This window comes from Thalassospira sp. MIT1004, assembly GCF_001858545.1.
In the GTDB taxonomy this organism is placed as follows: domain Bacteria; phylum Pseudomonadota; class Alphaproteobacteria; order Rhodospirillales; family Thalassospiraceae; genus Thalassospira; species Thalassospira xiamenensis.
The window spans coordinates 230036-252604 of sequence record NZ_MCAO01000022.1 but is presented as its reverse complement, the minus strand read 5'-3'; the positions used below and the strand labels follow the sequence as shown (position 1 = coordinate 252604).

Annotated in this window: 28 protein-coding genes and 1 tRNA gene; 5 read left to right on the top strand and 24 right to left on the bottom strand. The window is 51.7% G+C overall.

Going from position 1 to position 22569, the window contains the following annotated elements:
• The first annotated feature begins 50 nt into the window (after positions 1 to 50).
• Positions 51 to 1244, top strand: a complete 1194-nt coding sequence (locus tag BC440_RS09790) for a bifunctional 2-C-methyl-D-erythritol 4-phosphate cytidylyltransferase/2-C-methyl-D-erythritol 2,4-cyclodiphosphate synthase (RefSeq protein ID WP_071239987.1) — start codon at positions 51 to 53, stop codon at positions 1242 to 1244.
• 65 nt (positions 1245 to 1309) lie between these two features.
• Here BC440_RS09790 and BC440_RS09785 read toward each other — a convergent pair whose 3' ends face one another.
• Positions 1310 to 1873 carry a septation protein A gene (locus BC440_RS09785; RefSeq protein WP_037992603.1) on the bottom strand — a complete coding sequence of 188 codons (564 nt, stop codon included), beginning with the start codon at positions 1871 to 1873 and terminating at the stop codon, positions 1310 to 1312.
• Between the two features lie 60 nt (positions 1874 to 1933).
• Entirely contained in the window at positions 1934 to 2290 is a 357-nt protein-coding gene (gene cutA / locus BC440_RS09780) for a divalent-cation tolerance protein CutA (protein ID WP_071239986.1), read from the bottom strand.
• Between the two features lie 104 nt (positions 2291 to 2394).
• On the opposite strand from cutA, the gene BC440_RS09775 reads away from it, so the two are divergent.
• The gene (locus BC440_RS09775) at positions 2395 to 2652 is read left to right on the top strand and encodes a hypothetical protein (RefSeq protein WP_071239985.1); all 258 of its coding nucleotides are present in this window, start codon (positions 2395 to 2397) and stop codon (positions 2650 to 2652) included.
• Between the two features lie 226 nt (positions 2653 to 2878).
• Entirely contained in the window at positions 2879 to 3325 is a 447-nt protein-coding gene (locus BC440_RS09770) for a histidine phosphatase family protein (RefSeq protein WP_071239984.1), read from the top strand.
• Between the two features lie 48 nt (positions 3326 to 3373).
• On the opposite strand, the gene BC440_RS09765 is transcribed toward BC440_RS09770, so the two are convergent.
• The 7 genes from BC440_RS09765 to BC440_RS09735 form a co-directional block, all read right to left on the bottom strand.
• Positions 3374 to 3450, bottom strand: a tRNA-Pro gene (locus tag BC440_RS09765).
• Between the two features lie 69 nt (positions 3451 to 3519).
• Positions 3520 to 3999 (bottom strand): MerR family transcriptional regulator, encoded by a 480-nt coding sequence (locus BC440_RS09760; RefSeq protein WP_071239983.1) that lies wholly within the window; start codon positions 3997 to 3999, stop codon positions 3520 to 3522.
• Between the two features lie 11 nt (positions 4000 to 4010).
• Positions 4011 to 4301, bottom strand: a complete 291-nt coding sequence (locus tag BC440_RS09755) for an integration host factor subunit alpha (protein ID WP_007089542.1) — start codon at positions 4299 to 4301, stop codon at positions 4011 to 4013.
• A gap of 154 nt (positions 4302 to 4455) precedes the next feature.
• A complete protein-coding gene (locus BC440_RS09750) occupies positions 4456 to 5427 on the bottom strand; it encodes a beta-ketoacyl-ACP synthase III (protein WP_071239982.1) in 972 nt (323 codons plus the stop codon).
• Between the two features lie 47 nt (positions 5428 to 5474).
• Positions 5475 to 6551, bottom strand: a complete 1077-nt coding sequence (plsX, locus tag BC440_RS09745) for a phosphate acyltransferase PlsX (protein ID WP_037992611.1) — start codon at positions 6549 to 6551, stop codon at positions 5475 to 5477.
• Positions 6552 to 6813: 262 nt separating this feature from the next.
• A complete protein-coding gene (locus BC440_RS09740; RefSeq protein WP_071239981.1) occupies positions 6814 to 7386 on the bottom strand; it encodes a DUF177 domain-containing protein in 573 nt (190 codons plus the stop codon).
• Between the two features lie 12 nt (positions 7387 to 7398).
• Positions 7399 to 7950 carry a ubiquinol-cytochrome C chaperone family protein gene (locus BC440_RS09735; protein WP_247643553.1) on the bottom strand — a complete coding sequence of 184 codons (552 nt, stop codon included), beginning with the start codon at positions 7948 to 7950 and terminating at the stop codon, positions 7399 to 7401.
• 163 nt (positions 7951 to 8113) lie between these two features.
• Here BC440_RS09735 and bamE point away from each other — a divergent pair, with 163 nt between their 5' ends.
• Positions 8114 to 8563: an outer membrane protein assembly factor BamE gene (bamE, locus tag BC440_RS09730; protein WP_007089537.1), complete on the top strand. Its 450-nt coding sequence runs from the start codon at positions 8114 to 8116 to the stop codon at positions 8561 to 8563.
• A 15-nt stretch (positions 8564 to 8578) separates the two neighbouring features.
• Here bamE and thiL read toward each other — a convergent pair whose 3' ends face one another.
• The 9 genes from thiL to rpiB all read right to left on the bottom strand — a co-directional run bounded on the left by thiL (position 8579) and on the right by rpiB (position 15699).
• The gene (gene thiL / locus BC440_RS09725) at positions 8579 to 9556 is read right to left on the bottom strand and encodes a thiamine-phosphate kinase (protein ID WP_071239979.1); all 978 of its coding nucleotides are present in this window, start codon (positions 9554 to 9556) and stop codon (positions 8579 to 8581) included.
• 1 nt (position 9557) lies between these two features.
• Positions 9558 to 10055, bottom strand: coding sequence for a transcription antitermination factor NusB (gene nusB, locus BC440_RS09720; protein ID WP_007089535.1), 498 nt, complete (start codon positions 10053 to 10055; stop codon positions 9558 to 9560).
• Positions 10055 to 10519 (bottom strand): 6,7-dimethyl-8-ribityllumazine synthase, encoded by a 465-nt coding sequence (gene ribH, locus BC440_RS09715; RefSeq protein ID WP_071239978.1) that lies wholly within the window; start codon positions 10517 to 10519, stop codon positions 10055 to 10057. Before ribH ends, nusB begins: the two co-directional genes overlap by 1 nt.
• 2 nt (positions 10520 to 10521) lie before the next feature.
• Positions 10522 to 11676, bottom strand: coding sequence for a 3,4-dihydroxy-2-butanone-4-phosphate synthase (gene ribB / locus BC440_RS09710; protein ID WP_071239977.1), 1155 nt, complete (start codon positions 11674 to 11676; stop codon positions 10522 to 10524).
• A 6-nt stretch (positions 11677 to 11682) separates the two neighbouring features.
• Entirely contained in the window at positions 11683 to 12270 is a 588-nt protein-coding gene (locus BC440_RS09705) for a riboflavin synthase (RefSeq protein WP_071239976.1), read from the bottom strand.
• A 4-nt stretch (positions 12271 to 12274) separates the two neighbouring features.
• On the bottom strand, positions 12275 to 13396 hold the full coding sequence (gene ribD, locus BC440_RS09700) for a bifunctional diaminohydroxyphosphoribosylaminopyrimidine deaminase/5-amino-6-(5-phosphoribosylamino)uracil reductase RibD (RefSeq protein ID WP_071239975.1): 1122 nt from the start codon (positions 13394 to 13396) through the stop codon (positions 12275 to 12277).
• Positions 13396 to 13869: a transcriptional regulator NrdR gene (gene nrdR / locus BC440_RS09695; protein WP_007089530.1), complete on the bottom strand. Its 474-nt coding sequence runs from the start codon at positions 13867 to 13869 to the stop codon at positions 13396 to 13398. Before nrdR ends, ribD begins: the two co-directional genes overlap by 1 nt.
• Before the next feature lie 24 nt (positions 13870 to 13893).
• Positions 13894 to 15168 (bottom strand): serine hydroxymethyltransferase, encoded by a 1275-nt coding sequence (gene glyA, locus BC440_RS09690; RefSeq protein WP_007089529.1) that lies wholly within the window; start codon positions 15166 to 15168, stop codon positions 13894 to 13896.
• Between the two features lie 84 nt (positions 15169 to 15252).
• On the bottom strand, positions 15253 to 15699 hold the full coding sequence (gene rpiB / locus BC440_RS09685) for a ribose 5-phosphate isomerase B (RefSeq protein WP_071239974.1): 447 nt from the start codon (positions 15697 to 15699) through the stop codon (positions 15253 to 15255).
• Between the two features lie 461 nt (positions 15700 to 16160).
• On the opposite strand from rpiB, the gene BC440_RS09680 reads away from it, so the two are divergent.
• Positions 16161 to 16580, top strand: a complete 420-nt coding sequence (locus BC440_RS09680; protein WP_007089527.1) for a MucR family transcriptional regulator — start codon at positions 16161 to 16163, stop codon at positions 16578 to 16580.
• 126 nt (positions 16581 to 16706) lie between these two features.
• Here BC440_RS09680 and BC440_RS09675 read toward each other — a convergent pair whose 3' ends face one another.
• From BC440_RS09675 to BC440_RS09650, 6 genes are all read right to left on the bottom strand, one after another.
• Complete coding sequence (locus tag BC440_RS09675) at positions 16707 to 17813, bottom strand: branched-chain amino acid ABC transporter substrate-binding protein (RefSeq protein WP_007089526.1); 1107 nt, start codon at positions 17811 to 17813, stop codon at positions 16707 to 16709.
• 209 nt (positions 17814 to 18022) lie between these two features.
• Complete coding sequence (locus BC440_RS09670) at positions 18023 to 18376, bottom strand: DUF6867 family protein (protein ID WP_007089525.1); 354 nt, start codon at positions 18374 to 18376, stop codon at positions 18023 to 18025.
• 10 nt (positions 18377 to 18386) lie between these two features.
• Positions 18387 to 19097 (bottom strand): ABC transporter ATP-binding protein, encoded by a 711-nt coding sequence (locus tag BC440_RS09665; RefSeq protein ID WP_007089524.1) that lies wholly within the window; start codon positions 19095 to 19097, stop codon positions 18387 to 18389.
• 23 nt (positions 19098 to 19120) lie between these two features.
• The gene (locus BC440_RS09660) at positions 19121 to 19972 is read right to left on the bottom strand and encodes an ATP-binding cassette domain-containing protein (RefSeq protein ID WP_071239973.1); all 852 of its coding nucleotides are present in this window, start codon (positions 19970 to 19972) and stop codon (positions 19121 to 19123) included.
• Complete coding sequence (gene livM, locus BC440_RS09655; RefSeq protein ID WP_071239972.1) at positions 19969 to 21489, bottom strand: high-affinity branched-chain amino acid ABC transporter permease LivM; 1521 nt, start codon at positions 21487 to 21489, stop codon at positions 19969 to 19971. The genes BC440_RS09660 and livM overlap by 4 nt, the downstream gene beginning before the upstream one ends.
• Positions 21489 to 22412 carry a branched-chain amino acid ABC transporter permease gene (locus BC440_RS09650; RefSeq protein ID WP_007089521.1) on the bottom strand — a complete coding sequence of 308 codons (924 nt, stop codon included), beginning with the start codon at positions 22410 to 22412 and terminating at the stop codon, positions 21489 to 21491. The genes livM and BC440_RS09650 overlap by 1 nt, the downstream gene beginning before the upstream one ends.
• Positions 22413 to 22569 lie beyond the last annotated feature (157 nt).

The window sequence follows — 22569 nt, the reverse complement described above, 5'->3', positions numbered from 1 at the left end:
GCAGAAAGATAGCCTGCGGCGCAATTCAGACAAGTCACGGCATCACGTTTATGACCAAAAAAATCGCAGTTGTCATCGTTGCAGCAGGCAGCGGTAGCAGATTTGGTGATCCGATACCAAAACAATATCATCTGCTTGGCGCAAAGACATTGCTGCGTCACTGCATTGAGAGCTTCGCTAAGCATGTGCCGTCCGAACTGATTAGGGTCATTTATAATCCTGACCATCAGGATTTGTACGATAATTCGGTTAAAGGCCTATCCTTGGACGCCCCAGTGCCCGGTGGAGTGACAAGACAACAATCTGTCCTGAACGGATTACGTTCACTGGAAAATGAAAACCCTGACCACGTGCTTATTCATGATGCGGCAAGGCCGGGCATTTCAGACGATGTTATCGACCGCGTCATCTCAGCTCTGGCGACATATCAGGGTGCCATTCCCACCCTTCCCGTTCTCGACACCATCAAGCAGACGGAATCCACCGGGATAATTAGACGAACCATTCCACGAGAACAGCTTCATCGCGCCCAGACACCTCAGGGATTTCATTTCAAAACGATCCTTGATGCTCACCAACAGTTTGAGGGGCACGAATTCACTGATGATGCCGCCCTGCTGGAACAACTTGGCCTGGATGTGGTCTGCGTAGAGGGGGCTGTTTCAAACGACAAAATTACGCGCCCCGACGATATTGGGCGCGCCCGTGACTGGATTACCCCTGTTCCAGCCTCAGAGAAAGACAGCGATATGACCCACGAAGAGTTCCGGGCTGGTACCGGTTTTGACGTTCATCGATTTGCCCCAGGTGACCATTGTATCCTTTGCGGTGTCAAAGTCCCCCATTCCGCACGCCTTGAAGGCCATTCCGATGCGGATGTCGGCCTGCATACGTTAACAGACGCATTGTTGGGTGCCATTGGTGCCGGCGATATCGGCCAACATTTCCCGCCTTCTGACATGAAATGGAAGGGGGCAGCATCGGATCAGTTTGTTCTTCACGCAGTCAATCTGATCCGCGAACGCGGCGGACGCATCGTCAATGCGGATATCACCCTGATCTGTGAGCGGCCCAAAATAGGACCGCATACACCGGCCATGCGCGAAAAGGTTGCTGAAATTCTTGGTGTTGAAGTTGATCGCGTCAATGTGAAGGCGACGACGACAGAGCGCCTGGGCTTCACCGGACGCGAGGAAGGTATCGCGGCTCAGGCTGCGGTCAGCGTCGCCCTACCCGTCAAATAGCGTGTTCTTCCATTCAATAAGAAAGGCAGGATGAAAATCCCTCCTTTCTTATTTTCGTTCAGACCTTATGCCGGAGATGAACCGTTCTCTTTTTCTGGCAATTGATGTTTCATCAGGACTGGAACCTGGGCCATGCCAAACACCATGGTCAGCGGCATAATCCCCCATACCTTGAACGCAACCCATGTATCGGTCGAAAAATTGCGCCAGACAATTTCATTGATCACGGCAAGAACGACGAAGAAAATGCTCCAGCGCCAGGTCAGGATGCGCCATCCTTCGTCCGTCGCCTTAAATGCACTTTCCAAAACCAATTTCAAAAACAGCTTTCCAGCAATCAAACCGCCAAACAGGATCGCTGCAAACAGCAGATTGACAATCGTCGGCTTGATTTTAATGAACAGATCATTGTCGAGATAAAGCGTTAAGCCGCCAAACACGATCACGAAAGCGCCGCCAATCAACGGCATCACCGGAATGGTTCGGGCAATAGCATACGATACTGCCAGAGCAACCACTGTTGCCGTTACAAAAACCGCTGTTGCAGTCATAAGATTGGTTGTCGCATTGACTGCGAAAAACAGGATCAGCGGCCCCATTTCAAGGGCAAGTTTTGTAAGCTGGTTCATTGGTCACTTCGTTAAATGTAAAATTTCAGCCATCCTAGGGGCCAAAGGCCATTGATGCAATCAATTCGGGATTGTTGCCCCTGCGACCTGACCGCGCAACCAATCGACATATGGTCCATTTCCCCTGCCTAATGGAATTTCCAGAATACAGGGAACATCATAGGGGTGATGATCTGTGATCCATTCCGAAAGCGTCGTTGCCGCTGTGCTGGTCGATTTCAGAATAACAATTATCTCGTTTTCTTCTTCGATATCACCATCCCATTCATAGATTGCCGTCATTTGGGGCATGATGTTCGCGCAGGCCGCCAATCTTTCTCGAACGGCACCGCCCGCAATCAAGCGGGCGACTTCCATGTCCGGCGCGGTCACATAAAGAAAGACCATGTCACTACGATCAAAGGACTTCGATGTCATGGCGATTGCCCCTCGGTTGATTATCCGTCACACTTACCTGCAATATATAGCTTCATCATCACATCGCGCCACACACAAACCTATTCTATCAATTCAGGGATGCCATGACGGGGAAAAAGCAGGTGAAACCGACACAAACACAACTCGATTGGTTGCGCCGTGGCCTTAGCCAGCCGGGTGGAAAGTTGCCGCTCTTTGACACCAATGGCAAGCAAATCAGTGAAAAAACAGTCAAAAGCTGCATTGATCATGGATGGGCTGCCCCATGGTTCGACAACCCGATCAAACCGAACTGGCTGATTTGCAAACTAACCGATGAAGGTCGTAGGGTTGCGACCTCTGTTGCTGATAAAAACGCATAAGGACATCCGGTCGCGATCCCGAACCGCTGCACTGATCTAATCAGCATGTCCACGGGTATCAAGGTTAATCACCTTTTACCACTGAGTGTGCCGGATCATGTGTTCATTTGTCAGAAATACGGTTGCTGTTCTCACCCTCGCATGCTCCTTTGTCGCACACAGCGCCAAAGCGTCAGATACCGAGCACGCGTGGGATATATGGCATCAGCCAGATGTGCATGCGCTAATGCGTCATGCCATTGCGCCGGGTACTGGCGATCCGGAAAACTTCACCATTGGCGATTGCAGCACCCAACGAAATCTTGACGAGACCGGTCGCAATCAGGCGCGCGCCATCGGAGAACGCGTCCGTGAAGCGGGCATTGCGTTGGATGTAATTCTCAGCAGTCAGTGGTGTCGCTGTTTGGAAACCGCCAGCTTGCTTGACCTTGGCCCCGTGACAGAAGAACCGGCACTTAATTCGTTTTTCCGTGATAGCGGTACCAAGAAAACTCAAACAGACCAAATCATTGACCGACTTGGTGCACTTCCCGAAGGAATCAAGGCCCTGTTGATTACCCATCAGGTGAATATCACCGCATTAACCGGCATCTATCCGAGATCAGGAGAAATCATTTTGATCCGTGTTGACGAAAATAACACTGTGGAAATGCTTGCCCGACTGATGCCGTAGCCTCGCCAGTACCAATGATCGCATATCAGATTTTGATGGAGAATAAATTGGTCGGAGCGAGAGGATTCGAACCTCCGACCCCCTGCACCCCATGCAGGTGCGCTACCAGGCTGCGCCACGCTCCGACCGTAAAGAATGCGTCGTTTGACGCGGCTCGATAAATAGCCGCGCAAGCCCAAAGACGCAAATGGTTTTTACGTATTTTTTTCCGACTGTTGCAGGGCCGACCTGAGGATGCCTTGAAGCTCTTCCAATTCACCTAACAGGTTTGCAAGAACAGTCTTATCTGGTGTTCCTGATGTGCCTGCCGAATAAGCCATATCTGATGCTTCATCCGATGGACCATCGACGGTTTCAGCCCGCGACGCCACCGCGACTTCCGAAGGCAACTGCCCCTTGTTCTGATCAAGCAGCTTTTGCACACCCTTGATGGTGTAGCCCTGATCATGGAGCAGTGAACGAATATCAGCCAGCAACACCAGATCTTCCGGGCGATAATAACGTCGCCCGCCAGCACGTTTCATTGGTTTGATCTGAGCAAACTTGGATTCCCAAAAACGCAGGACATGCTGCTGCAGCCCCAGCTCTTTTGCTGCTTCGCTAATTGTACGAAACGCAGAGTCAGACTTTGCTGTGCGGCGGTTTTCCGCCTCAGCCCCCAAGTTATTTTTCATGAGTTCAGTTCTTAAGCGTTAATGCGTGCTTTCAACACCTGCGACGGCCGGAACACAAGCACTTTGCGCGGCAGGATTGGCACTTCTTCACCTGTCTTGGGATTGCGACCAATGCGCTGTCCCTTCTGGCGAACGGAAAAACTGCCAAACGAGGAAATCTTTACGACTTCATCCTTGATCAAGGCAGATGAAATTTCGTCGAGAACCGTTTCCAGCAACTGGGCGGACTCGTTACGCGACAAACCGACTTCCTGATAAACGGCTTCGGCAAGATCAGCGCGGGTAATCGTAGCTTCCGACATAACAGGCCGCCTCCTTAAAACGGGACTTTATACACAAGGCTATATCTGGTGGCGAAATCAGTCAATATCAACAGGATACATCGCTTTGCGGCAGAATGTTGTGTTTTTTAAGCAAATGCTTTGTTTTTGTCAGATATCCTACAGAATCCAGAGCTTACCAGCGAACCAGTGCAGCGCCCCAAGTGAAACCGCCGCCCATCGCTTCCAGAATTACAATATCACCACGCTTGATCCGGCCATCATGAACGGCTTCGGCAAGTGCCAGGGGAATCGACGCCGCGGACGTGTTCGCGTGACGATCAACCGTAATGACCACCTTGTCTTTGGAAATGCCAAACTTTCTGGCAGTGCTGTCAAGAATGCGACGATTGGCCTGATGCGGCACCAGCCAATCAATATCCGCGACTTCAAGCCCCGTATCGGCAAGGACTTCGCGAATAACGCCTGCAAGGTTGGTCACTGCATGGCGGAAAACTTCCTTGCCTTCCATCTGAAGAAAACCAACAGTCTGGGTCGTTGATGGACCGCCATTGACATACAGCAGTTCGTATTTACCACCATCCGAATGCAATCGACTTGCGAGAATACCTTGATCCTCGACGGTGCCCTTGCCTTCAACGGCCTGAACAACAACCGCCCCTGCTCCGTCCCCGAACAAAACGCATGTCCGGCGGTCTTCCCAATCCAGAATACGCGAAAATGTTTCTGCCCCGATCACGAGAACCGTTTTTGCCTGACCGTTTCGGATATACATGTCCGCAGTGGTAAGGGCGTAAACGAAGCCCGAGCAAACCGCCTGAACGTCGAAGGCAAAACCGACAACGCCCAGTCGATGCTGTACCTTTGTTGCCGTTGCCGGAAAGGTATTATCGGGTGTCGCTGTCGCAACGATAATCATATCAATGTCCGCGGCAGTCACACCGGCATGTTCCATTGCACGTGTTGCAGCAGCCACCGCAAGATCACTGGTAGTTTCCCCTTCGGCAGCGATATGACGCTGTCGTATTCCCGTCCGCGCAACGATCCATTCATCAGATGTATCGACGCGCTTTGCCAGTTCATCATTGGTTACAACATTCGAAGGAAGATAAGAACCGCAACCAATAATGCGAGAACGAACAGTCATGATTTAAGAACCGCCAGTTTTAGTGGGAATAGTTGGGACAGACAGTATCAGTCGACCTGGCCAGCTGCGAGGGCGATGGTTTCCTCATCGATCGGAGCTTTGGAAATCGCCTCTTCGAAGGCGGCAAGTTCACCCTTGATCGTTTCGTTCAGCCGGTTCGCAATAAGGTCGTGACAAACGCCAATGGCATTCGAGAACCCCAGCGCATCGGTGCCACCGTGGCTTTTCACGGCAATCCCGTTCAGCCCCAGCAGCATCGCACCATTGTAACGACGCGGGTCCATACGTTCCCGGAAACGCTGCAATGATCGACGAGCCAACAGATAGCCGACCTTCGCCCAGAATGAACTTTTGAAAGTTTCACGCAGGAAGTGCACCAGCAGTCGCGCCGTTCCTTCGGCGGTTTTAAGTGCAACGTTACCGGTAAAGCCGTCGGTCACAATTACGTCCACGGTGCCCTTGGCAAGGTCATCGCCTTCGACAAATCCTTCGAAGCGGATCGGAAGGTCGATTTCACGAAGTATCGCTGCGGCCTTCTTGACCGACTCATTGCCTTTGAGTTCTTCAATCCCGACATTGAGCAAGCCCACAGAAGGCCTTTCAATACCAAACAGAATGCGTGCGAAAACCTCGCCCATAAGCGCGAACTGCACTAGGTTGTTCTCGTCACATTCAATGTTGGCGCCAAGATCGAGCATGACAGTCTCGCCGCGCTGGGTTGGCATATAGGTCGCAATTGCCGGCCGGTCGATACCACGTACGGTTTTAAGGACGAATTTGGCCATAGCCATCAGAGCACCGGTATTTCCGGCAGATACGACGCCTTGCGCGTCCCCCTCTTTAACAGCATTGATAGCCAGCCGCATGCTGGAATCCCGACGCTGCCGCAAGGCAACGGACGGTTTGTCATCCATCGTCACTTCTTGAGAGGCATGACGAATTTGACTGACGGTTTCGAGCCCCGGATATTTGGCGAGCAGCGGTTTGAGCCGCGCTTCATCCCCAAACATCAAAAATTTAAGATGAGGCAACCGTTTCAGGGCAATTTCCGCACCCGCCACGACCATCTCAGGCGCGTGGTCTCCTCCCATCGCGTCAAGTGATATGCAGACCTGTTCAGGCAATGTATTCTCTTATGGTTGTTCTAAAACATCTGAACCGGAATTTACCGGCAGGCTTGCCTATCGGCTAAACTTGTCTTCGGCATGCCGGAAAGCCCGTAATTACCGGAATTCTCAGCCAGATACAAGGTAAAGCCGATATGCAATCAAAAGCGACCAGTATCCGGCTTGCTCTTCGCCTTTTCGGTCAAAAGCGTAAAATGCCGGTCGTTACCGGCATTTTCCTGACATTTTACGTGACGAAAAACGCAACCAGAATGGTAATTTAGTTTTTCTTCTCTAGCTTATCCTTAAGACCTGCGAGTTTTGCAAACGGGTTGGGACGCTCTTCTTCGTCTTCCGATTTAACCACGTCCGCAACTTTCGCGCCGTCCTTGCGCGGATAAGGGTCCATAGCGACAGCAAGAAACTGTGCGACAACTTCACCAACATCAATTTTGCCATCTACCAATGGCTCTGGCTGATCCAGAAGCGCCATAAGCTCTTCTTCGGAAAGATCATCCAGATCATCGGGATTCGAAGGAAGGTCATCTTCGGATACATGCGGAGAAAACAGAACCTCCACCTCGTCTTCGATGGTTTCGCGGACCGGCTCGAGTGTCGCAACACAACGCTGAACAATATCGGCATGCATGGGACCACGAAGGGTGACTTCGCCATTGCCTGCCGTCGTAGTCGTCAGGGTTGCCTTTAAACTATTGATAGCAATCAGTTCGAAGCGTTCAGCAAGCGCCTCGCGCTCCTTTTCATTTGCTTCGATCTCGATCTTGCTTTTTTTCCCGACCTGTTCGTCCGTATTAACGATGCGGGAAAATTCGGGTGTAATCTGTTCAGGCATTGGGGCCTCTTTCTATTCGGTTGGTGCAACGGCGGCTTCCGGCACAGCCGGAAAATGGATAACGCCGTTGTGTAATTCTTCGGTTTTCTGACGGTCAAGGTGTGCAAGGGCATCATTGACATAACCGACCATGGCCATCAATTGCGCATCACTAGCCTCGTTGTCGGCATAAAGATTGCGGTTGAGTGCGGCGGCAAGTTCTATTGCACCGGATTGAACACCCTCTTCGTAGGCGACAATGCGACCGTGATAGGACTCCGACATTTTTCGGATGCGCTTCAGGATTCCGACATCACCAATTCCCATCTCACGCATATTCTGGTCAAGATCGGAAAACATCACGTCAAAGATTTCCTGCGCCAGTTCACGACTTTCATTGTCTTTTTTCAGACGCCGAAACAGAACAAAGGCATGCACCAGAATCAGGTCAAATCGCCCTTCCATGGTATCTGCGACGCCAAGGCGTGTATAGAATTCAGACTTGCGCGCCTGCCCCACCATTCCGGTGTAAAGCGCAAAGGCAGCACTTTGTTTACGGTCTTTTTTCTTCAACCAGCCGAACAACAGTAACACTCCTTCGTTGACATTCCAGCCATGGCACGCAGAATGCCGTAAATTTCCCGGGGCGACATCGCCCCAACATTGCCCGGCAATATCATGCGCCCAGCGCTGAAACTCAAGGCAATTCCTTAATGACTTTAACTGGCTGATCGCTTTGGTGAGTTCCATGCATACAAGAACAACACGCCTTTCCCTTATGATGCTGGCCGGATTGGCAGTGGCATTTGTTGCTGCCTGCAGCCCGCGTATCGCAACGCGCGGCAATGCTCCTGAACCCGAAGTTCTCGAACAAATCATCGTCGGGCAATCCACAAAGGGTGATGTGACCGATCTTTTGGGATCGCCATCAAGCGTTGCGGCCTTTGACGAAAATGTCTGGCTTTATATTTCGCGCAGAACCGAAACAATTGCGTTTCTGGCACCGGATGTCGTTGAGCAAAAGGTTATTCTCGTCAGTTTTGATGCGGCAAACCGGGTCGATATCCTAAGCGAATATGACCTTGAAGACGGTAAACCAGTCATTCCGACGGATCGGATCACGCCAACCGCAGGCAAGGAAATTACAGTTCTGCAGCAGCTGTTTGGCAACCTTGGTCGCTTCAGCGAAACCAAATAAATTCCAAATTCGTTTTCAGGCTTTGAAATGGTCGAACCCGTCATTGGCGAGTTCGACTATTTTTTTGTCGGCTCCGATGAGTTCGACCTGTCCAGGCCGGTCCGTCACCTTGCCAATGACCGTGACATCGTTACCCAACGTTTTGATATCTGCTTGATCGGCGCAAATCAGAAGTTCGTAATCATCCCCGCCCCCCAGCACAGACGCCCATAGGTCGGGATCGGTATTTACCGCATTCATCGCTGCCTTTGATAATGGAATAAGATCCTTGTCAAAAACCATGCCGACACCAGACGCCAAACAAATCTTGCGACAATCCCCGGCCAATCCGTCCGAGATATCCATCGCAGCATAGCGGCCATAAGCATCAGCGCATTTTCTGCCAATCGTCAGGCGTGGTTGCGGTAACAGGTATCGCGACGAAAGATAGGCACTATCGGTGGCGTCCAGCCCTATAAGGTTGCCCTGTAAGACCTTTAAGCCGAGTGCGCCATCGCCCAATGTACCGGTAACCGCAATCAAATCACCCGGTTTGGCCGCATCCCGGCGCATGGCGCGCCCAATTGGCACGGCACCGAACGCCGTCAGGCTGAAAAATGTGGGACCTGGTGTTCCAACAGTATCGCCCCCCAGAAGCGGGGTATCATAGGTAGCGCAATCCTGCCCCAAACCGTTCGCAAAGGAAGCGATCCAGTCTTCGGAAAGGTCGCGATTATAACCAGCCGTTAGCAGCACCCCCAAAGGATAAGCCCCCATAGCTGCAAGGTCAGACAGATTGACACGCATAACCTTGCGCGCGATGTCGACCGGATCATCCTGACTGCGAAAATGTACATCGGCCACAAGTGCGTCGACCGTAACAACAATTTCGTGCCCATCAGGTGGTGACAAAATAGCCGCATCGTCCAGAAGGGACAATGCGGCTTTTGACTTTTGCGCGATGGGCGCAAAATGACGTGCGATCAGATCGAATTCTCCTGATCGCGCGACCATATCAATTCTTACCGGCTTCACCCGCGCGAAGCGTTTTGCCGATCCTGTCAAGGACAGCGTTTACAAGCTTCGGCTCGGTTTCGTCAAAGAACGAATGGGCAGCGTCCACATATTCAGTGATGACAACGCGCATCGGTACATCTTCGCGCATCATCAACTCATAGGTTCCTGCCCGCAGAATACAGCGCAAAACAGTTTCAAGACGTTTGGTTGTCCAACCCTTTTCCAGAGCTGAGTCGATCAGCCCGTCAAGATCGACCGTGCGCGCAGTAACCCCCTGAACCAGGTCGGCAAAAAATCCGCGATCCGGATCAATCAGATTGTCATTGGGCTCATCAAGGTCGCGAATACCTTCGCCATCAAGGCGGAAATCCGAATATTCGCGCACGACGTCACCGGCCGAAAGCTGGGAAAGCTCCGCCTGGTATAGCGCCTGAATGGCGGCAAAACGCGCAGCACTGCGTCGTTGGGCGGCTGATGCCTTGGGTTTATCAGTCATTACTTGTGATGTATTCCAAAATGGTTTTGAACTTCAATCATACGAAGAACAGCACGGGCGGCCTCGCCACCTTTATTCTTCTGATCTGCCTTGGCGCGTGCAAGTGCCTGGGCTTCATTTTCAACGGTCAGGATGCCATTGCCGATCGCCAGACGGTAATCAAGGCAAAGCTGCATCAATGCGCGATTTGCTTCTTCACAGATATGGTCGTAATGTGTGGTTTCACCGCGAATAACGCAGCCAAGTGCCAAGTAGCCATCATAGCGCGGACCAGTCGCAAGATCAGCCATGGACTGAACAGCGTAGCGGATTGCTATAGGAACCTCGAAGGCACCTGAAACAGAAATCCGGTCCCAGGTTGCACCACCAGCTTCGAGCGTCGACGCAGCCCCTTTGACCAGATCTTCGACGATATGGGTGTAATAAGGCGCATCAACGACCAGAATGTGCGGACCGTTACTCATGTTTATTCCTCCGAGACAACAAGCGGACGCTGATCAACCAGATTTAGACCGAACCCGTCAAGCCCTACGATGTGTCTTTTGGTATTTGAAAGCAAAATCATATCGCGAACGCCAAGATCAAGCAGGATCTGTGCGCCAACACCATAGTCACGCAAATCAGAGTCGTCAGCAGATTTTGCGATTTCCTGACGCAGAGCATCTCCGTCCCCGCCATTGAGCTCGATAAGCTTTGCAATAGACGATGAAAGCGTATTGGGGCGCGGTTCACGGATGAGAACAATAACGCCACGCCCCTCCTCGCCAATCTGCCGCATTGCGGCCTGCAACTCGCCGCCATGCGCTCCTTGCCGGTCGCCAAGCACATCTTCAAGCAAATTCAATGCGTGGACACGCGTCAGAACCGGCTTTGCATCAGAAATGTCGCCCTTCACCAAAGCAATATGTTCGGCATATGTGACATTGTTGACATACAGATTGAGCTCAAACTCGCCGCCATGCACCGAATTGATTTTTGTTGTCGCCTTACGCTGAACAACTCTTTCATGCTTCCGGCGATAGCGGATCAAATCGGCAATCTGGGCGATTTTGAGATTATGCTTTTTGGCGAACTCGACAAGTTCCGGCAAACGCGCCATTTCGCCGCTTTCGCTCATGATCTCGCAAATAACGCCAGATGGATTGAGGCCCGCAAGGCGCGAAATATCAACCGATGCTTCGGTATGCCCCGCCCGCACAAGAACACCACCTGGACGCGCGCGCAAAGGAAAGACATGTCCCGGGGTCACTATATCGTCGGAAGTTGATTTTGTATCAATCGCGACGGAAATTGTTCGCGCCCTGTCCGGGGCGGAAATACCGGTTGTCACACCTGTCGCCGCTTCGATCGAAACTGTAAACGCCGTTTCATGCCGCGTACCATTTCGCGCGCTCATCAAAGGCAGCCCAAGATGATCGCAACGTTCGGATTCCAGCGTCAGACAAATAAGCCCACGGCCATGAGTTGCCATAAAGTTTACGGCATCCGGTGTTGCCATTTGGGCGGGAATAACCAGATCACCCTCGTTTTCCCGGTCCTCGTCATCGACAAGAATAAACATCCGGCCATTTCGGGCTTCTTCAATAACATCTTCAATTGGTGACAGATAACGATGCGGCATGGTCGTTCAATCCTTACCCAGCATGCGCGCGACATAACGCGCCAGCATATCAATCTCGAAATTGATCCGGTCACCTGGTTGTTTCGATCCCAGCGTCGTGTGAGTCTGGGTATGGGGTATCAGATTGATACCAAAAGTGTTTCCGTCAACCTCATTGACAGTCAATGAAACACCTTCAAGCGTTACCGAGCCTTTTGACGCAATGTATTTCGCAAAAGCTTCAGGAACCTCGAATGTCAAACGAAGGGAATCACCTTCGGGAATGCGTTTTATCAGCGTCGCAACACCGTCCACATGACCGGATACGATATGCCCGCCCAACTCGTCCCCGATCCGTGTGGCCTGTTCCAGATTTATGCGCGATCCGACCTCAAGATCGCCCAAAGTCGTCTTATCAAGACTTTCGGCAGATGCCTCGATGGCAAACCAGTCCGAACCAATTTCGATAACGGTCATGCACGCACCATTACAGGCAATCGACGCCCCAAGAGCGATTTTAGAGGTATCAAAAGCGGTCGAGAATTCGAAACGGGTGTCGCCGCGTTTTTCGATTTTCCGAACAAATCCTATATCCGTAATGATGCCAGTGAACATTTATCTATTCCGTTATTTTTTCGTAAGTTATCGCAATATCTTTACCAACTGGACGAACAGATTTGCGCTGAAAACGTGGCATGTCTGAAAGGTGATCAAGCCCGAGCTCAGCGATCATCGCCTTGCCTTCTGCCCCGATCAGGGATGGTGCAATGAAATGAACCACCCGATCAATCAAATCTCGATGCACCAAGTCGGCAGCCAGATTGCCGCCACTTTCAACCAAAACACGCGTCAGACCCTGCTCGCCCAAACGTTTCATCACGTCATTTAGGTCGAAATGATCATTCTTGCACCCGGCAGTAAGTACTTTGACCCCGGTTTTTCCAAATTTTTCAAAAACTTCGTCAAATTTGTCTTGGGATGTAATGATCCAGGTAGGGACTTTTTGGGCACCACGGACCAATTCCGCCGATACAGGTACATCGCCATTGCGATCAAGGACAACACGAACAGGTGATTGGGCTTCTCGTCCGGGGATACGGCATGTGAGAGTGGGGTTATCAACAATGACAGTCTTGGCACCAACAAGGATCGCATCGTGATTGGCTCTCAACAGGTGACCACACTCACGCGCAATATCCCCCGTTATCCACTGGCTCTGACCAGAGCGCGTCGCGGATCGGGCATCGATGGTGGATGCCAGTTTTAATGTAATGATCGGCCGACCGGAAACAATGCGCGATAGGAACCCAGCATTGATGCGATGGGCTTCGTCGCCATAAAGCCCTGTTTCAACCGTGATGCCCGCATCACGCAACATTTTGTACCCTTTTCCTGAAACACGACGATCAGGGTCTTCGAGGGCGCTGACGACACGCTTTACACCGGATTCGATCAGTCCCAACGCACAAGGCGGCGATTTACCAAAATGACTACAGGGTTCGAGCGTTACATAGGCAGTAGAGTTGCGTGCTTTATCGCCTGCCTCATCAAGTGCGACACGCTCTGCATGTGGGCGACCGCCCGGCTTGGTAAAACCACGACCGACGATTGCCCCTTCAGAAGAAACCAGAACACACCCAACTGACGGGTTGGGCCAGACATTTCCCAGACCACGTTTTGACAGGCTTAGCGCAACCCGCATGAAATGCCGGTCGTCATCTGAAAACGCGGTGGCTGTCATTACTCTGTGTCCGCCTCTTCTTCCCCATCATGCATGTTTTCCACGAACTGCTCAAAGTCGCGGGCTTCTCGGAAATTTTTATACACCGAAGCATAACGGACATAAGCAACCTGATCGAGAGCGATCAAAGCTCCCATGACCATTTCTCCGATTGTGTCGGTAGAAATGTCGCTTTCACCACTGCTTTCAAGGCGTCGTTGAATGCCGTTTAACGCCTTTTCGACACGTTCGTCCTCAATCGGGCGCTTCCGGCAGGCAAGAAAGATTGATCGCGCCAGTTTGTCACGATCAAACAATTCGCGTTGCCCGTCCTTTTTCACCACCATCAATTCACGCAGCTGAACACGTTCAAATGTCGTGAATCGGGACCCGCAGGCCGGACAAAACCGGCGTCTGCGAATTGCGTGATGTTCCTCGGTCGGACGGGAGTCCTTGACCTGGGTGTCTGTATGGCCGCAGAACGGACAACGCATTGTTTTTACTCTCTCCCGATATAATCAGGCATAAATCGGGAAGCGTTTGCAAAGGTCTTCGACCTTGGTGCGAACTGCCGTTTCGACCTGGGCATTGCCATCAGGATTATCAACAAGAGCATCAAGCACATCGCCAATCAGTTCACCGATCTGCCTGAATTCCTCAACACCAAAACCACGCGTGGTGCCTGCCGGTGTCCCCAAACGAACGCCGGACGTGATGGTCGGTTTCTCGGTATCGAACGGAATGCCGTTTTTGTTGCAAGTGATTCCTGCACGCTCAAGCGCAACTTCTGCATTGTTGCCTTTGAGGCCTTTCGGACGCAGGTCAACCAGCATCAGATGCGTATCGGTGCCTCCGGTCACGATATCGAAACCACGCTTGACCAGAACTTCGGCCAATGCCTTCGCGTTATCGACAACCTGCTGCGCATATTCCTTGAATTCGGGGCGCAATGCTTCGCCAAAGGCAACCGCCTTGGCAGCGATAACATGCATCAATGGGCCGCCCTGCAAGCCAGGGAAGACTGCCGAATTGATCTTTTTGCCGATTTCAACATTATTCGACAGGATCATACCGCCACGCGGACCGCGAAGGGTTTTATGCGTCGTGGTTGTCACGACATCGGCATAGGGAAGCGGGCTCGGATGAACGCCACCGGCGACAAGACCGGCGAAATGCGCCATATCAACCATCAACAACGCACCTACCTTGTCGGCGATTTCACGGAAGCGTTTGAAATCGATCTGGCGCGGAATGGCTGAACCACCTGCAATGATCAGTGTCGGCTTGTGTTCCACAGCAAGAGCTTCGACCTGATCGTAATCAAGCGTCAGATCGTCTTCACGCACACCATACTGAATGGCATTAAACCATTTGCCAGAAAGTGCCGGGCGTGCTCCGTGGGTAAGATGCCCGCCTGCGTCAAGCGACATGCCAAGGATGGTATCACCGGGCTTGCAAAGGGCAAGCATGACCGCACCATTTGCCTGCGCTCCAGAATGCGGCTGCACGTTGACAAATTCACACCCAAACAGTTCTTTTGCGCGATTGATCGCAAGTTCTTCTGCAACGTCGACAAACTCGCAGCCACCATAATACCGGCGCGAAGGATAGCCTTCGGCGTATTTGTTGGTCAGAACCGTTCCCTGTGCCTCGATCACAGCCTTGGAAACAATGTTTTCCGAAGCAATCATTTCGATCTGGTTCTGCTGGCGATCCAGTTCATCGGTAATCGATTTGAACAGTGCCGGATCTGCTTCTGACAAGCTGGTAGAGAAAAAGCCTTTGAATGACATTATGGGGCCTCTCGATACAATGTGGCGGGGCCGAACGCAGCAAAGTTCGAAACCCGTACCGGGTTATTGCCAGGTGGCGAAAAATCAGTCGGTAAGTGAAGAAAGCTTTTCAACACGCCGTTCGTGACGACCGCCTTCGAATTCAGTCATCATAAACGCGTTAACGCAATCAAGCGCCGTCGCATCACCCAAAAGGCGTGCGCCGAGGCACAGAACATTGGCGTTGTTGTGCTGACGGCAAAGTTCGGCTGACAGGCGATCATGTACTAAGGCAGCACGAATTTGAGGATATCGGTTGGCAGCGATGCTCATACCGATCCCGGAACCGCATACAAGAATACCGCGTTCAGCCTTGCCATCGATAATCGATTTGGCAACGGCTTGCGCATAATCCGGGTAATCAACTGACGTAGAACCGTCGGTTCCAAGGTCGAGAACCTCCCAGCCATTTCCGGCAAGCGACTTGATGATTTGGGATTTAAGTTCAACGCCACCGTGATCGGCAGCGATGGCAATGGTCTTGGCTGTCATATGCGAGCCCTTGGTAAATACGCCAAACAGTAATTTGGAGCGCCTTTTAGCACATAGCTTCGCAACTGCCAACGCACAGCGGCCTATGTTGCCAAAGTTTTAAGTCAGCAACTTCTAAGCGTACAGAACAACACTTGACTACACTTAAAAAAGACATTCACCCCCATTGCGTTAGAAAATCATCAACTAAAGAAAAACAACGACACATATACATTGATATAAACCCCACCATACGCTGTCGAACAAAATCGACGAAACAAAAGGTGTGGAATCTTTATCAACTAAACCGCATTAGCAGTCATGCCTTTGCAGATTTTATTTGTTTCTCATCTCGCATGGGTTTTCCTTGTTTTGAAAATTTAAGTAGAATCGATATATTGAATAACAGTCTTGTTTGACTATATTCGTAAAATAATGCAAAAAGCATTGCCTATTCATAATAGCGAAGGAAATATTTTAAGATGACCGATGCTGAAAACAGCGTTCTGGACCGCGACGAACTGCTACAGATGACTGTTGATATCGTTTCTGCTTATGTCAGTAACAATGCAATTGCATCTGCACAGATTCCGGAATTGATTTCGACAATTTTCAATTCGCTTGACGTTCTGCGTGAAGACGAAACCATTGAAGAAGAAGAACCGCTGAAACCGGCTGTTCCGATCCGCAAATCAATTGGCGATGATTACATCATCTGCCTTGAAGACGGCAAAAAGCTCAAAATGCTCAAACGCCACCTTCGGACAACATACAATTTGACCCCGGAAGAATACCGGGCGAAATGGGGCCTGCCGTCAGATTACCCGATGGTCGCGCCGAACTATGCAAAACAGCGTTCGCAGTTTGCCAAGAAAATCGGCCTGGGTCGCAAGGCGAAGTAATCGCCTGCCCTTTGACCTAAAAGAAAAAGCGTTTTCAGCAATTTCTGAAGGCGCTTTTCTTTTATGTGGTCGGCAACAAAAAAGCCCGGCATTTCTGCCGGGCTTTCTGCTGATCAGAATATCTGATTAGTTTGCGTAATCGTAGCCGCCGTCTTTCCATTCATAGAAGACGTAACCCGGAGCTGCGACGTCACCCTTGGCATCGAACGCAATCGAACCAAGAACGGTGTCGAATGTATCACCGCTATGCAGTGCTTCGATGACAGCTTCAGAGTCGGTGGTACCGGCCTTTTCAACTGCCTGTGCCCAAGCCTGAACCGCACCATAGGTGTAAAGGGTGTAACCTTCCGGCTTGTAGCCCTGACCTTCGAAGTATTTTACGAGTTCAGCGTTGCGCGGGTCTTTTTCAAGCGCCGGACCGGCGGTGAAAAGTGTTCCTGCACCGGCATCACCCGTGATCGACCAGTATTCGAGTGAGTTGAGCGCATCACCAGAAATCGCAACGGTCTCAAGACCCTGGCTGCGCATCTGACGAACGATCAGGCCCAGCTCGGTGTGATAACCGCCATAATAAAGGACGTCAACGCCTTCGGATTTCAGTTTGGTTACCAGAGCCGAGTAATCTTTCTCGCCCGGGGTGATGGCTTCGTACATGACTTCTTCAACGCCAGCAGCGTTCAGGTTTTTCTTGGTCTCGTCTGCAAGACCTTTGGAATAAGCCTGTTTGTCATGAACAATGGCGATTTTCTTGTCGCCATAGTTTTCAGCAAGATACTTGCCGGCAACTTCGCCCTGCTGGTCATCACGACCGCAAACACGGAAAACGTTGTCCATGTCACGTTCGGTCAGCTGCGGGTTGGTCGAAGCCGGGGAAATCTGCACGATGCCCTCTTCGAAGTAAACTTCCGAAGCCGGGATCGAGGAACCCGAGCAGAAGTGACCAGCGACAAGAGCAACACCCTTGCTAACGAGCTGGTTTGCAACAGCAACAGCCTGTTTCGGATCGCAAGCATCATCACCGATTTCGAGAACGACTTTTTCGCCGTTAACGCCACCAGCAGCATTGAGGTCTGCAACCGCTTTCTGGGCGCCCTGGGTCATCTGTTCGCCAAAGGCGGCGTAAGGGCCGGTCATCGGACCGACGGTCGCGATAACGATGTCTGCTTTTGCTGCACCCATCGAGAGGACAAGCGCGGAAGCAGTTGCCAGAAGGCCGAGCTTGGTTTTCGACATAAGAGAAGTCTCCCTGTTCCAAAGGTTGGTTCCGTCACCATGACAGAACCATCTTTTTCGGACCCTAAACCGGCTCGCTTTTTTTTCGATTACCGGTTTTGGCTCCCTGTACTTTAACACCCCAGAATTGGTGTGCAATAGTACTAAACATTGCATTGCCAACAATTTAGCAATGTGGTGGTGACAGTTGCCCATCACCCCCGAAAAGATCAGACGTCCGCCCCGTCACGTGCGCGAAATCCGAAGGGTCCGACACGTTCATAAAGCCACGGATATTGCGACAGCATCTTGTTGACCCGCGTTACGCGGAAGGCGGCCGCCATAATCACAAACAGGATAACCGTATCGAAAATATATCCTGTAAGCGAAAGAAGCTCACCCTCGAACAGCGCAAACGTCATGAAACGGTCCGTCGCCCCCAGTAACAAGGCATACGGATAAAGCTGGTAGAACGGCCGCCATGTATTGGCGATCGCCTGCCCTGTCATAAATGCACAGAACCCCATCAGGATGACGGTAATTCCGATTGTGACACCAATGCTGGTACCTGTAATCGCTTCCATATCCGTCCTCCTAGTGGCCACCCTCGAGATAGGCGGCACGAACTTCCGGATTTGCCAGAAGTTCAGCCCCCGTACCCGAGAGAGTAATATTGCCATTGACCATCACATAACCGCGATGGGCAAGCTTGAGTGCGTGGAACGCGTTCTGCTCGACCAGGAAGACCGTGACCTTCTTCTCGCGGTTGATCTTCTTGATCGTCTCGAAAATCTGCTTGACGACAAGTGGCGCAATCCCGAGAGAAGGCTCATCAAGCAACAGCAAACGGGGACGCCCCATAAGGGCACGACCGATTGCCAGCATCTGCTGCTCGCCCCCGGACATTGTTCCCGCACGCTGGTTGATGCGTTCTTTCAGACGCGGGAACAGATCAAACACCATCTCCAGATCCTCTTCGAAATATTTCGGATCCTGGGTGCTTGCCCCCATCTGCAGGTTTTCATAGACAGACATGCGCGGGAAAATCCGACGCCCTTCAGGGGATTGCTGAATACCAAGACGACAAATCTCATGCGTTGGCATGCGACTGATATCCTGACCTTCAAACAGAATGCGCCCTTTTGACGCCTGCGGTGATCCGCAGCATGTCATCAGCAAGGTCGTCTTGCCGGCACCATTGGCCCCGATCAAGGTGACAATCTCGCCCTCGTTGACTTCCATATCAATGCCCTTGAGGGCTTCGATATTGCCATAGAAGGTGTGAACACCTTCAATCTTCAGCATGGACATATCGATCTGCTCCCTCGCTACGCATTCGGATCTAGATGAAGGTCGGCGGCGACTTCCGACGGCAGTTCATCGTCTTCATCCTCACCGAGGTAAGCACGAATAACAGCCGGATCATTCTTGACGGCTTCCGGATTGCCATCAGCAATCTTCTTTCCGTAATCAAGGACGATCACATGATCGGAAATCTTCATGACGACGCTCATATCATGTTCGATCAACAGAAGGCCGATTCCCTGATCATCGCGGATGCTCTGTAACAGAACGTTAAGCTCCGCGGACTCACGAGGGTTAAGGCCTGCTGCCGGCTCGTCAAGACACAGCAAGGAAGGATTGACGCACATTGCACGCGCAATCTCGAGGCGACGCTGGGAGCCATAAGGCAGGTTCCCGGCATTCCAGTCAGCCTGTTCATACAGACCAACCTTGTTAAGCCAGAACTTGGCGGTTTCAAGCGCTTCTTTCTCGGCACTGGTATAGCGACCAAGATTGAAAAGTCCTGCCAGCGAAAAGGCGGATGCCTCCATAAGCTGGTTATGTTGGGCGACAACCAGGTTTTCCAGAACGGTCATGCCCGTGAACAGGCGGATATTCTGGAAAGTACGTGCCACACCGTTGTTGCGTGGAATACGGAAACCTTCCATACGCTCCAGCAAACGCGGTCCGTCATTGGCATAAAGCGTCAGACGTCCCTCGGTCGGCACATAGAACCCGGTAAGACAGTTGAAGACCGTGGTCTTCCCTGCCCCGTTCGGGCCGATAATTGCCGTGATCTCACGCTTTCTTGCGGTGAACGAAAGATTATCAATCGCGACCAGACCGCCAAAGCGCATGGTTAGATGTTCGACTTCAAGCTGTACGTTGTCGGTCATTTGACTTCTCCGGCAACTTTTTCTTTCTTGCTCATATTCAGCAGAATGGTCGGGTCACGGAAAGACAGAAGACCGCGCGGACGCCACAACATGATGGCAACCATACCAGCTCCGAAAATCAGCATGCGATATTCGGCCAGTTCGCGGAACATTTCCGGGAAACCGATCATGACAATCGCGGCAAGAACCACCCCGATCTGACTGCCCATACCACCCAGAACAACGATGGCCAGGATCACGGCAGATTCAAGGAAGGTAAAGCTTTCCGGGCTGATGAAGCCCTGACGTGTTGCAAAGAACGCGCCAGCAAAACCACCGAACATTGCACCAATCGCAAATGCCGAAAGTTTGGTATTCGTCGGGTTGATCCCCAGCGAGCGGCAGGCGATTTCGTCTTCGCGCAACGCTTCCCATGCACGACCAATCGGCAGTTTGCGAAGGCGTACGGTAACAAATGCGGTTACCAGTGCCAGCACAAGGATCAGGTAATACAGGAAGATCAGGCGATGCATCGTCGAATAGTCCAAACCGAACAATTCGTTGAATCCCATAACCCCTTCCGGCAAGCGTCGATCAAACTCGGCAAAGCCAAAGAAGCTGGGCCGGGCAATCGACGAAATACCGTCTGGTCCACGGGTCAGATCATACCAGTTGATCAGGACAACACGGATGATTTCACCGAAACCAAGCGTCACAATCGCCAGATAATCGCCACGCAGTCGCAACACCGGGAAACCAAGCACAATACCGAAACTTGCGGCAAAAATACCGGCCAGCGGCAGGCACAACCAGAAGCTCAGATCGAAATGCTGGGACAACAGTGCATAGGAATAGGCGCCGACCGCATAAAATGCGACGTAACCCAGATCAAGCAAACCGGCCAGACCGACCACGATATTCAGCCCCCAACCCAGCATGATGTAGATCATGACCAGGGTCGCGAGGTCGATAGCGGAGCGGTTTTCACCAAACAGGAACGGGAAAATAATGAAGAATACAATCCCCAATGCCCCGATCTTCTTGGTGTTGGTCCGATATGCCAGCTGGATTTTTGACGAAAGCCTGGAGCCGCTTTCTTCCTCTTCGGCACCTGGCTTTTTCATGCTGAAATAGGCAATTGCAAAAACGATCGTGACGAACGCAACAGCCACAATTACGCTCGTTGCACTGCCAAACGCCATATCAAGGAAGACTGGCGAAGCCCAGCGATCATCCATGTCGCGGAAGCGGACGAACATCTCGAATACCGCCACTGCGGCGGCGGTAATCAGCAAAGCCTGTCCCACACGCGAAATGTGTTCGCGGCGAAGGATCAATGCCAATCGACCAATGATTGTCGAGATGATGGCGGTAACCACCAGATCCCAACGAACAGCCAGTTCAAGCCCGGTCGGACGGTCAACCGTCTCGACACCAAGGATCATGACCGACATCAACAGTGCAATAACAGCAAAGAACGCGAGTTCCTTGACAATTTCCGCACCGGAAATCCGTGAAGAAGTGATAAGAGCGGACATCAGACTTTCTCGACCTCCGGCTTACCAAGCAGACCCCACGGACGGAAAATCAGCACGAGAACCAGAATACTGAACGTTGCGACGTCCTTGTATTCGATCGTGAGATAACCCGACCAGAATGCTTCGATCAGACCAATCAGAAGACCACCAAGCATTGCACCCGGAAGCGATCCGATGCCCCCCAGAACGGCAGCAGTGAACGCCTTAACACCGGCAAGGAAGCCGATATAGAAGTCGATCACACCGTAATACAGGGTCACCATCATCCCCGCGACTGCGGCAAGAGCTGCCCCCATGACAAAGGTCGTGGAGATGGTGCGGTCAACGTTAACGCCAAGCAGGCCAGCCATGGTACGGTCCTGCTCACAGGCGCGCTGAGCACGACCAAGCGACGTTTTCGCAATCAGTGTCGAAAACACAGCCATCAGAACAAACGTCAAAAGGATAATGACGATCTGCATGTAGCTGAGCTGAACATTGAAATTCGGGCTTTCCATCAGGATGATGCCGCCCTCGATCAATGGCTGCATCGGTTTCACGCGCGCACCCTGCGAAATCTGAACAAAGTTCTGCAGGAAGATCGACATGCCGATGGCCGAAATCAGCGCTGCGAGCCGGAATGACCCGCGCAGCGGCCTGTATGCAATCCGTTCAACGCCCCACCCGTAGATCGAAGTGAGCACCATTGACACAAACAGCATCAAAAGAAGTGTAAGCGGAAGGATACCGCTAATCCCTGCTGCCTGACAGATCAGGAAGGTGATCAGGGAATGAAACGCGCCCAGCATATAGATTTCGCCGTGCGCAAAGTTGATCATACCGATGATGCCGTAAACCATCGTGTAGCCGATGGCGATCAAACCGTAGATGGCTCCCAGCGTCAGACCGTTGATCAATTGTTGTAAAAAATAAGCCCAATCCATTGCACAACCTTAGATTTGGCACAGACAAACGAGGTCTTCGACCGACTGGCTGAAGGTGCAAAACAAGATACAGTTGTATTGATTGGATGAGACCAAGTCTCCCCATTGCCCCCTAGCAAACCTCCGAAGCCTCCGTCTTTTTGTTATCGGGTTTTCC

Coding starts and splice junctions, on each gene's coding strand:
- BC440_RS09790 (WP_071239987.1), top strand. CDS start 51: ATGACCAAAAAAATCGCAGTTGTCATCGTTGCAGCAGGCAGCGGTAGC.
- BC440_RS09785 (WP_037992603.1), bottom strand. CDS start 1,873: ATGAACCAGCTTACAAAACTTGCCCTTGAAATGGGGCCGCTGATCCTG.
- cutA (WP_071239986.1), bottom strand. CDS start 2,290: ATGACATCGAAGTCCTTTGATCGTAGTGACATGGTCTTTCTTTATGTG.
- BC440_RS09775 (WP_071239985.1), top strand. CDS start 2,395: ATGACGGGGAAAAAGCAGGTGAAACCGACACAAACACAACTCGATTGG.
- BC440_RS09770 (WP_071239984.1), top strand. CDS start 2,879: ATGCGTCATGCCATTGCGCCGGGTACTGGCGATCCGGAAAACTTCACC.
- BC440_RS09760 (WP_071239983.1), bottom strand. CDS start 3,999: ATGAAAAATAACTTGGGGGCTGAGGCGGAAAACCGCCGCACAGCAAAG.
- BC440_RS09755 (WP_007089542.1), bottom strand. CDS start 4,301: ATGTCGGAAGCTACGATTACCCGCGCTGATCTTGCCGAAGCCGTTTAT.
- BC440_RS09750 (WP_071239982.1), bottom strand. CDS start 5,427: ATGACTGTTCGTTCTCGCATTATTGGTTGCGGTTCTTATCTTCCTTCG.
- BC440_RS09740 (WP_071239981.1), bottom strand. CDS start 7,386: ATGCCTGAACAGATTACACCCGAATTTTCCCGCATCGTTAATACGGAC.
- bamE (WP_007089537.1), top strand. CDS start 8,114: ATGCATACAAGAACAACACGCCTTTCCCTTATGATGCTGGCCGGATTG.
- thiL (WP_071239979.1), bottom strand. CDS start 9,556: ATGGTCGCGCGATCAGGAGAATTCGATCTGATCGCACGTCATTTTGCG.
- nusB (WP_007089535.1), bottom strand. CDS start 10,055: ATGACTGATAAACCCAAGGCATCAGCCGCCCAACGACGCAGTGCTGCG.
- ribH (WP_071239978.1), bottom strand. CDS start 10,519: ATGAGTAACGGTCCGCACATTCTGGTCGTTGATGCGCCTTATTACACC.
- ribB (WP_071239977.1), bottom strand. CDS start 11,676: ATGCCGCATCGTTATCTGTCACCAATTGAAGATGTTATTGAAGAAGCC.
- BC440_RS09705 (WP_071239976.1), bottom strand. CDS start 12,270: ATGTTCACTGGCATCATTACGGATATAGGATTTGTTCGGAAAATCGAA.
- ribD (WP_071239975.1), bottom strand. CDS start 13,396: ATGACAGCCACCGCGTTTTCAGATGACGACCGGCATTTCATGCGGGTT.
- nrdR (WP_007089530.1), bottom strand. CDS start 13,869: ATGCGTTGTCCGTTCTGCGGCCATACAGACACCCAGGTCAAGGACTCC.
- glyA (WP_007089529.1), bottom strand. CDS start 15,168: ATGTCATTCAAAGGCTTTTTCTCTACCAGCTTGTCAGAAGCAGATCCG.
- rpiB (WP_071239974.1), bottom strand. CDS start 15,699: ATGACAGCCAAGACCATTGCCATCGCTGCCGATCACGGTGGCGTTGAA.
- BC440_RS09680 (WP_007089527.1), top strand. CDS start 16,161: ATGACCGATGCTGAAAACAGCGTTCTGGACCGCGACGAACTGCTACAG.
- BC440_RS09675 (WP_007089526.1), bottom strand. CDS start 17,813: ATGTCGAAAACCAAGCTCGGCCTTCTGGCAACTGCTTCCGCGCTTGTC.
- BC440_RS09670 (WP_007089525.1), bottom strand. CDS start 18,376: ATGGAAGCGATTACAGGTACCAGCATTGGTGTCACAATCGGAATTACC.
- BC440_RS09665 (WP_007089524.1), bottom strand. CDS start 19,097: ATGCTGAAGATTGAAGGTGTTCACACCTTCTATGGCAATATCGAAGCC.
- BC440_RS09660 (WP_071239973.1), bottom strand. CDS start 19,972: ATGACCGACAACGTACAGCTTGAAGTCGAACATCTAACCATGCGCTTT.
- livM (WP_071239972.1), bottom strand. CDS start 21,489: ATGTCCGCTCTTATCACTTCTTCACGGATTTCCGGTGCGGAAATTGTC.
- BC440_RS09650 (WP_007089521.1), bottom strand. CDS start 22,412: ATGGATTGGGCTTATTTTTTACAACAATTGATCAACGGTCTGACGCTG.